Source organism: Streptococcus sp. 3613 (genome assembly GCF_013277375.1).
GTDB classification, from domain to species: Bacteria; Bacillota; Bacilli; order Lactobacillales; family Streptococcaceae; genus Streptococcus; species Streptococcus pseudopneumoniae.
In genome coordinates this window covers 1-9224 of sequence record NZ_VMMV01000120.1, presented here as the reverse complement: position 1 = coordinate 9224, position 9224 = coordinate 1, and the positions used below count along the sequence as shown (strand labels likewise).

5 protein-coding genes and 2 pseudogenes are annotated in these 9224 nt (G+C 39.0%); 4 read left to right on the top strand and 3 right to left on the bottom strand.

Annotated features, from left to right (window positions below; all coding sequences use genetic code 11):
- Positions 1 to 233, bottom strand: a pseudogene (locus HT708_RS11060) (IS630 family transposase); the annotation flags it as partial.
- A gap of 38 nt (positions 234 to 271) precedes the next feature.
- Here HT708_RS11060 and HT708_RS11055 point away from each other — a divergent pair.
- The 3 genes and pseudogenes from HT708_RS11055 to HT708_RS11045 form a co-directional block, all read left to right on the top strand.
- Positions 272 to 685, top strand: a pseudogene (locus tag HT708_RS11055) (IS3 family transposase); the annotation flags it as partial.
- Between the two features lie 649 nt (positions 686 to 1334).
- On the top strand, positions 1335 to 2141 hold the full coding sequence (locus HT708_RS11050) for a hypothetical protein (RefSeq protein WP_023935424.1): 807 nt from the start codon (positions 1335 to 1337) through the stop codon (positions 2139 to 2141).
- A 21-nt stretch (positions 2142 to 2162) separates the two neighbouring features.
- Positions 2163 to 3410: a toxic anion resistance protein gene (locus tag HT708_RS11045; RefSeq protein WP_000134328.1), complete on the top strand. Its 1248-nt coding sequence runs from the start codon at positions 2163 to 2165 to the stop codon at positions 3408 to 3410.
- Positions 3411 to 3525: 115 nt separating this feature from the next.
- Here HT708_RS11045 and HT708_RS11040 read toward each other — a convergent pair whose 3' ends face one another.
- Positions 3526 to 4803, bottom strand: a complete 1278-nt coding sequence (locus tag HT708_RS11040) for an FRG domain-containing protein (protein WP_023941419.1) — start codon at positions 4801 to 4803, stop codon at positions 3526 to 3528.
- Between the two features lie 10 nt (positions 4804 to 4813).
- On the bottom strand, positions 4814 to 5317 hold the full coding sequence (locus HT708_RS11035) for an ImmA/IrrE family metallo-endopeptidase (RefSeq protein ID WP_240148159.1): 504 nt from the start codon (positions 5315 to 5317) through the stop codon (positions 4814 to 4816).
- A 470-nt stretch (positions 5318 to 5787) separates the two neighbouring features.
- Here HT708_RS11035 and HT708_RS11030 point away from each other — a divergent pair, with 470 nt between their 5' ends.
- Entirely contained in the window at positions 5788 to 9156 is a 3369-nt protein-coding gene (locus HT708_RS11030; protein WP_226373100.1) for a type I restriction endonuclease subunit R, read from the top strand.
- Positions 9157 to 9224: the final 68 nt, after the last annotated feature.

Sequence of the window (9224 nt, the reverse complement as noted above, 5' to 3'; positions counted from 1 at the left end):
CGTAAAAAAGCATCTGGATAAGCCTCTACAAAGGATTTCAATTCCTCTAAAGGAATCTTTCGGTTTTTGACGACTCGCTTTTTCCTCTCTAAGTGTCCTTGTTCACGTAAGTTCTTTTCCCACGTGAAGAGAGTTCTGACGCCGACATCAAAAACCTTGGCTGCCTCGACATGGCTGTTCCCCTCTTTGATGTAATCTAATGCTCGCTGTTTAAAATCTGTACTATATGCCATAGCTTTATTATAACATGCTTGTTTGAAACTAAGCAACTATATCACCAGTTTTAGATGGCTTTAACAGTGAAATTATCTCCTATTTGCCGAACTTAGTACAAATGAAAGCTATGCTAGAACAAGCCTTTACAGAGAACCATTACGAAAATACAATTCTCCATAGTGACCAAGGATGGCAATACCAACACGATTTCTATCGTCATTTTTTAAAGAATAAGGGAATCTAACCATCTATGTCACGTAAGGGTAACAGCCCAGACAATGGTATGATGGAGTCCTTCTTTGGGATTCTGAAATCGGAAATGTTTTACGGTTATGAGAAGTCGTTTCAATCGCTTAATCAATTGGAACAAGCTATTGTAGACTATATTGATTACTGCAACAATAAACGAATTAAGGTAAAACTAAAAGGACTTAGCCCTGTGCAATACAGAACTAAATCCTTTGCTTAAATTAATTGTCTAACTTTTTGGGATCAGTACATCAGTACATACACATAAAGGCGTTTTTGTTTGGGAATTACGTGATCTTGATGATATAATATAGAGAAATAAAATAAAAATAGGACAAATCAATCAGGACAATCAAATCAATTTCTAGTAATATTTTAGAAATCCAGATATACTATTCTAGTTTCAATCTACTATATTTTAGCCCCCTCAATTTAATGAAGGGAGGTGTTGCCGATGTTAGAAACTTTACTCACAGTGTTTCTAGCTCTGTTACTTATTAACGTGTTATCTGAGCTTTTCAAGTTATGGCTTAAGAAACGTAAGAAGTAATGGTTAACCCTTTAAGAGGGTAGCAAAAAAAACCATCGGTGGCACGGTGGGGCTTTTTAGTTACATATGCTGTAACTTTACTCACATTGTAAGTTCATTCTAACATATAACACCCAATATTTCAAGCTTTTGTTTTGATATTCCTCAGAGGTCATTCCGCAATCTTATAACACTGAATCCTGTGGTTTGAGTCCGCTCCACTGAAATTAGCACGCATGCATTCTACAGCAAAGAAATCAACTCTTTTCTAGGGGATTTCCGCCCTCATTTTTGTCTTTTGTGCTAAAATAGATTTATAAATTGAAAATAAGGAATGTTTATGAAATCAGGTAATGGTTTTTGGAAAGGCTGTCTCTATTTTTGGGGCTTCTTGTTCTTACTGGGCCTTTTGGTTCAATATGCTCTCCCACTTGCGGCTTGTGTCCTGCTAGGCTATGGTGGTTATCGTCTCTATAAACGTTGGCGCTATCCTCTTTTGCAGGATCGTTCGCTCGATGATCGGATTGAGCTTTTAAAAGCCAGGATTCGTCAGGCGGACAAGGATATTCAGCAATTGGAGGGAACTTTAGTAGAAAAAGGTTCAGATTCCTATAAGAGTCTGGCCAATCAAGTATTGATCGAACTGAGGGAAATCCATCAGGAGGCGGTTCGTCTCAAGTCCTATATCGATGCTGATATCTACAACCGTATTGACAAAAAGGTTCGTACAGTAAGGGCAAACATCGATGTTCAGCTAGAACGTTTGGATAGAGAAAGTCAGGTAGATCTTGAAAATGCGGAGCCAGAGGAATTAGCTCCAGAATTGTCCCAGACCTTGGCCAATATTGCCATTGACCATCAGGCCATTTTAGACAAGATTGCTACCTCGGCTGAGGGGGATAAGGAAGAATTGACGGCCATTCATAGTTTGAAGATGGAGAAATTCAAAACGATTTTAGAAGGCTATTTAAAGATTAAGGCCAATCCTAAAAACTATAATCGAGCAGAAGAACGTTTACAGCAAGCTAAAGCAGCTATCGAACAATTTGACCTTGAGCTGGACCAGGTGTTGAGAGAACTCAATGAAACAGATATGCGTGATTTTGATATTAGTTTGCGTATCCTAGAAAAAGATCGTAAAGAATAGGTTAGAAACAAAGGAGTAACCATGACAGAATTTAATTTTGATATTGACCAGATTGCCAATAATACGGTAGCTAAGGTGGATAAGACAACCCAAATCATCGAGACCAATACTGGCTCGGACAAGACCTTGACCTTCCTTGAGAAGCTGAGCCCTGAGCAACAAGAAGGGATTAAGGCGCACGTGCCCCAGTTGGTAGACCAGTTTGTCACCAATCAAAATGCTCTTTTGGATTTTGGCCAATCTGCTGTAGAAGGTGTGAACAATACGGTCAACCGTATCTTGTCAGAACAAAAGAAACTGCAGATTCCCCAAGTGGATGATCTTCTCAAGAATACCAACCGTGAGTTGCAAGGCTTTGTAGTCAAATACAAGAACGCTGAAATTGCTGAGTTAGAAGAAAAGCCAAACTTTTTGCAACGATTGTTTAACAAGAGCAAGAATACCCTACAGGAATTTTACTTTGACTCAAAAACAGTAGAGCAAAAGCTCGATGGCATGGCTGCCGCAGTGGTCAAGCAAGAAGATGTGCTAGCTCGAAATATCGTCTCTGCTGAGATGTTGATTGAGGACAATACCAAATCCATTGAAAATCTAGTGGGAGTGATTTCCTTTATCGAAGCCAGCCAGACAGAAGCTGGCAAGCGCGCTGCAGAACTGAAAGCTCAAGCTGACCAACTCGATACAAGTACGGTAGAATACCAAACCAAGTCACAAGAATTGGCCCGCATGGCTGAAGTGGTCAATACCCTTGAACAACAGCACACTGAGTATGTCAGCCGTCTCTATGTTGCCTGGGCAACAACACCTCAGATGCGCAATCTTGTGAAGGTGTCATCTGATATGCGCCAAAAATTGGGAATGCTTCGTCGTAATACGATTCCGACAATGAAACTTTCCATTGCCCAACTGGGTATTTTGCAACAATCCATGAAATCAGGTGTCGTGGCAGATGCCATTGTCAATGCCAATAATGCTGCCCTTCAGATGCTAGCTGAGACCAGCAAGGAAGTGATTCCGCAGATGGAAAGAATTGCCCAAAGCCCGACAGTCGCTGTTGAGTCTGTTACCAAATTGGCTGAAAGTCTGGTCGCTCAAAACCAAGGTATCGTCGCAGCTATTGAATTGGGACGCCAGAAACGTGCCCAACTAGAAACAACCATCGTCAAGTCCGCAGAAATGATCAACGATTCTGTCAAACTACGCGATGAGAAAATCGTCCAAGCCCTTCTCGACCAAGGCAAGGCTGCTCAGAAAGAAGTACAAGAATAATACACAAGGATGCTGGGAAAAACTCAATTTCAGGAGAAAATGAAGTAAATCTTTCTACAATAAAACACATAATATCAAGGTTGTATAATTCTTGATATTATGCGTTTTTTTGATTTCAAAGACTTTTTCTCCAGACTCTTGTGATTCTATATTTACCTTTTCTATTCTTTTTGCTTTTATGATAAGGCAGGTTATTTGAATTTTTTTTTAATTCATTAAGTACCGCTCTATTAGATTTTTTATCATCTTTTAATTCGAATTCTTTAGATTTATAAATCAAATAGTCTGAAAAATCTGGAAATAAGGCATTTGTTTCATAATTGTACTCTTTTAACTTTCGTAAAAGTTCTCTTTGAATTAATTCATAGTAGTCGCCAGAAATTCTTTCCTCTTGATTATTTTTATCAGAACCTGATTTGACAGACTTTCCTTCTAAAAATTTAATTACTCCGTCTAAATTTTTAGAAGATAGATCATCTTCTGGCTTAGTATGATTAGAGCTTTGCTGATTTTTTAAAGACTTAATAGAGGCCTCTATATTAAATTTGATATTTAGAATAATTCTATCGATAGGTTTATAATTTTCTAATTCTATTTCATTTTTTTTAAAATTTATAAATTTAATAAGTTTATCAAAATTTATAAAAGCACCTTTTTGTGCCCGTATTCTCTTATTTGTAATTTTCTTATGAACTAAAGAAATTATTCCATTCTCACTATCATTGCTGGAGTCAATTTTATAGAACTCTAACTGAGGATTTTTTATTTTCCCAAAACCTAACATAAACAACATGGCTATGAATGGATTTTCGGAAATATCTAGTAGACTTGTTGGCAAACCATAATGTTGTAAGATAGCTAATTCATCAGCTCGGATATCTAACATTTCTTGATTTAAAGGGACATATTTAACTTCATCAGGAAATTCTCTAGAGATATTTAGATAAAGAGATTCAAAAGTGTTACAGTATTTATTTCCTTCACTATTTTGTAAATTTCTAAATATCCCTGGTACTGTTTCCCAATCTTCTCTTTGTCCCCTATAGTAATTATAGCCTTGTCTTTGAAACGATGTAATCATTTCTTTTATTAAGTAAAATAAACTCCATGAATTTTTTTCATCTTTATATCCTAATCCCGTACCTGCACTTAATAAATATTTATTGATATCATCGATTTCATCTTGCAATTTAGAGTTTTTATTTGTTGATGAGAGTTCTAGATTTTGAATTTTGTAAATTGGTGTTAAATCTTCCTGAGGTTGGTTTATTCCAATTATATTTATTACTATTTTAAAATCATTAAAGATTTTTGAATTCAGTTGATTTTTTATTTCTTCAGGGGATGAATAATAGGTCCCTAAATTTTCATAGAATTTATCCCTAAGTAACATAAAATTCTCCTTAAATGGACAATACACCCAAATTAATAAGTCTATATTTCATAGCCGGATTGGACACATTTAATTTTTCAGCAAGATAAGTAATAATAATTTCATCATTTAAAGTATCTAATTCCTCCCAGGTCATAGAATAATCTATTGCCATTCTATCGATTGCTTTTATGATTAACTTTTGCGGCATTAGTAGTTCTGCTGCAAACTGGTTAGCAGCTCTTTCTTTAGCATTCGCTACTGGTGTTTGTTCACGTTCAGAAATTCCTTCATGTTTTAACACAAAATGGCCTAATTCATGAGACTTAGTAAATCGTTGACGCTGTAGCGGTTCCAAAATATTAACATACATTTTTTTAGTGTCAGCATCATATTTTCCAGAATGCGAATCGAAGTATGTTTCTATAACCTCAATTCCTAATTCAGCAATAATTTTATCAATATCTATACTATATTCATCTGATTGAAGTTCAATGTCTGATATTACTTCTTTTTTATTGTCAAAATAAGACATAAAATCTGTTGAGTATAGTTCGCTATATTTATAGACTTTACACATTATAAATTCTCCTATTTATATTTTTTATTTTTATTAAAAAATTATGAATTATTCTAAGTTATCATGATACAAAAATAGTTTATATTACTATTCTAAACTAAAAAGATCTTTTAGTCTATAGATACATTGAAAATTTAAGAAAGAAACTACCTTTACTCTGAAATAAGAGATAAAACCATGGGAAACCTTTTCACTACTAGTCTTTTATGATACAATAGAAGGAAGTAAAGGCGCTGTTTTTTCGATGTCGCAACGCCTTGGATGAATGAAAAGGAAGAGTCCCTATGGTTTTCAGATTTAAGCAAATAACTAGCTTGCACACACACACACATATATATATATATATATATAAACTCGCGTTTTCATACCCATTTTCAAAACCTGCCAATCTTTTTGGTAGGCTTTTTGCGTTGTAGAAATGGGGTATGAACATGGCTTACACCTTATCAAAAGAATTAGAACAAGAACTCATCGTTTCAGCACCTGAGTTACAGCCTAGTTATGCTGCCATCGTAGAATACCTAGAAGCTATCAACCAGAAAGGAGCATCTGGAAGCAATTCTCAGGAACTCCAGAACCAGCTTGCTATTCAGCTGAGACGTTTAGAAGATTTAGTGCAGGGTTATATTCAAATAAAGAAGAATCCCCATCACTACCTAGATGCAGATAAAGACTTGACGGCAGCCTATCAAGCCATTAAAGGGACGGAGCAAGATCTTCTCAAAAAATTGCAATATCTCAATCAAGCCGCCTTGCAGGATTTCCATATCAGCCAGAGACTCTCTCCCAAAGATGAGACTGCTATCCCTGTAGCAGGTAAAGCCAAAACCAAACAGGAATTGGCTATCGAGCGAGATTTGATCAACCAGTTGACAAAGGGAGAAAGTCAATGGGTGTATCGACCTGAGTTAAATACAGAAGACCTCCTATGGGGAAACTTTTTTGCCAAGCTGGAAGCCAATAATGTCCGCATTTTGCAAGACCATCCCCTTACAAATTTAGAGAAAAATCAAATTAAAAACCAGCTCAATTTCGTCAACTTCTACGAAGCAGCCAAGTGGATAGCAGGGGAAAATGGCATTGCCAAGGTGCAGGTTCAACGTGAAGATGCTAGTTTAGGCACCATTCGCTTGGAAGTCTTGTGGAGAAACAATGTCGCTGGTGGCAAATCCAGCTATGAGGTTGTCAATCAAGTCATCACAGGCGGAGAAGGGATTCGCCAGCGTCGTGGGGATGTGACTTTGCTGATCAATGGTCTGCCTATGATTCAGATTGAACTAAAAAGCCGTTCTCATCCTTACATGGATGCCTTCCGTCAGATTAAAAAATACGACCAAGAAGGACAGTTCAGAGGCATTTTTTCAAGTCTTCAGATGTTTGTCGTCTCTAATGTCACAGACACCCGCTACATCGCAGCTGCCAAAGCCAACAAGCTAAATGAGCGCTTCTTGACCAAGTGGGTGGATAGTGAAAATAGACCTCAACCTCAACTATTTGACTTTGCAGAGTCTGTCTTGTCGATACCGAGAGCCCACGAGATGGTCATGCAGTATTCTGTCATTGATGATGACAAGAAGGCCTTGATTTTATTACGCCCCTATCAGGTACATGCCATTGAGGCTATCCGTGAAGCCAGTCGCAAGCGCCAGTCGGGCTATATTTGGCATACGACTGGTTCAGGAAAAACCCTGACCTCCTATAAGGTTTCGCGCAATCTGCTCCAGATACCATCCATTGAGAAGACAATCTTTGTGATTGATAGGACAGACCTTGACCAGCAGACGACCAGTTCTTTTCAGTCTTACGCAGAGAACGATATGATTGATATCGACGAGACCGATGATACACAGGAATTGGTTAAAAATCTAGCTTCTGATGACCGCCGTGTCGTTGTGACGACCATCCAGAAAATCAATGCTATGATTCGTCAGTTTGATGAAGGCCGTCACCAAAAGGTCTACAATCGTATCAAACAACTCAAACTAGGCTTTGTTGTTGATGAATGCCATCGCGCAGTGACTCCTGAACGCCAGCGCCACCTAGAGCACTTCTTTACAAATTCTCTCTGGTATGGGTTTACAGGAACTCCTATCTTTACAGAAAATAAACGTGAACAAAAAGGAGACCTTGCTCAGACGACCGAAGAGCAGTACGGTGACTGCCTCCACCAATATACCGTCAAAGAAGCCATTCATGACAAGGCGGTTCTTGGCTTTAATGTAGAGTATCAGACAACCATGCCTGGTTGGGCAGAAGATGAGATTGACGAGGAGCGTTATGATGACGAAGGCCATATGCTTGCTGTTTTAGATGCCATTCTCAATCGCTCAAGACGCAAACTCGGTTTCCAAAATGGAGTAGGAAAAACCTATGAAGCCATTTTGACCGTTAAAAGTATTGCCCGTGCGCAGGCCTATTATAACCTGATTAAGCAAGTCAAAAATGGAGAGAAGTCTCTAAGCATCTCGGAAAATGTTAAAAAGGTCTTACCAGACTTTCCTAAGGTTGCTATTACCTATTCTGTGACAGAGAATGAAGCAGACTCCTATGTCAACCAAGCCTACATGGAGGAGAGCCTAGAAGACTACAATACCATGTTTGGTACCCACTTTAGCCTAGCAACCATTGCTTCATACAATAGTGACCTCAACGACCGTTTGGCCCGTAAGAAAGAATGCTTTGCCTTCCGTGAAGAGCAGTTGGACCTGGTTATCGTTGTGGACCGCTTGTTGACAGGCTTTGATGCCCCTTGCTTATCGACCCTATTCATGGACCGTCAGCCCATGAAACCCCAGCATATCATTCAGGCCTTTTCACGAACCAATCGTCTCTTTGATGAAGGCAAGAAATTCGGTCAAATCGTCACCTTCCAAACTCCTGACCGTTTTAAAGAAAAGGTGGATGAAGCTCTGAGCCTCTACTCAAATGGTGGCGAAACCAGTGTCTTAGCTCCAGAATGGCAGGAGGAGAAGGCCAAGTTTCTTGAGAAGGTTCATCAACTACTAGCCATCGCTCCAAGTCCAGAGCAGGTGCCAGATTTGGATACAGCGACAGATGCAGAATTAAAACGCTTTGCCAAGGCCTTCCAAGAATTTGACAAGCTCCTATCCTCTATACAGGTCTATTCTGACTATGATGAGAAAGTCATCCTCAGAGAGATTGGCCTCAGCCTAGAAGACATCGAGAACTTTGCCGGCCAATATCACAATGTCATCGAAGAACTCCGCAGACGCAGAAAAGAAGACCAAGAAGAGGAAGGTGTGCTGCTGGATATCGAGTATGAGCTCGAATCCATCCGCACCGACGAGATAAACTATCACTATATCCTGTCCCTCATCCAAGCCTTGATCGAAAATCGGGAAAACCTCATTGGTAAAAAGGAAAAGAGTCTGGTAGATAACTATATCGAAGATTTGAACAAATCCAATCCTAAGTTATCCAGCATCATCTCTAAACTCTGGCAGGATGTCCAAGCTGATGCCAAGAGCTATCAGGGACAGTCTGTAACCCATAAGTTGGATGAGATGATTGAGCTAACAACCCAGAAAAAGATTCGTGAAACGGCAGATTATTGGCAGATAGGAGAGGATGAACTCCAGTTCGTAGTGGACAACTACCGCATCGGACGAGACAAGCAAAATGGTGAAAAAGCCATCACTGAGTCTCAGGACTATCTGGCCTATAAGGAAGCTCACGGAGACAAGGCACTACCAAAACTCAAATACAAAAAAGCCCTCAAAGAGGACTATATGCGCATGATTTCAGAGGATATCTTACCGCTAAGAGGGAGATAGGTTTATACTCTTCGAAAATCTCTTCAAACCACGTCAACGTCGCCTTGCCGTATATATGTGACTGACTT

What these genes read in the sequence shown, in the direction of transcription:
- HT708_RS11040 (WP_023941419.1), bottom strand. Translation starts at nt 4,803, where the DNA reads ATGTTACTTAGGGATAAATTCTATGAAAATTTAGGGACCTATTATTCA.
- HT708_RS11030 (WP_226373100.1), top strand. Translation starts at nt 5,788, where the DNA reads ATGAACATGGCTTACACCTTATCAAAAGAATTAGAACAAGAACTCATC.
- HT708_RS11045 (WP_000134328.1), top strand. Translation starts at nt 2,163, where the DNA reads ATGACAGAATTTAATTTTGATATTGACCAGATTGCCAATAATACGGTA.
- HT708_RS11035 (WP_240148159.1), bottom strand. Translation starts at nt 5,317, where the DNA reads ATGTCTTATTTTGACAATAAAAAAGAAGTAATATCAGACATTGAACTT.
- HT708_RS11050 (WP_023935424.1), top strand. Translation starts at nt 1,335, where the DNA reads ATGAAATCAGGTAATGGTTTTTGGAAAGGCTGTCTCTATTTTTGGGGC.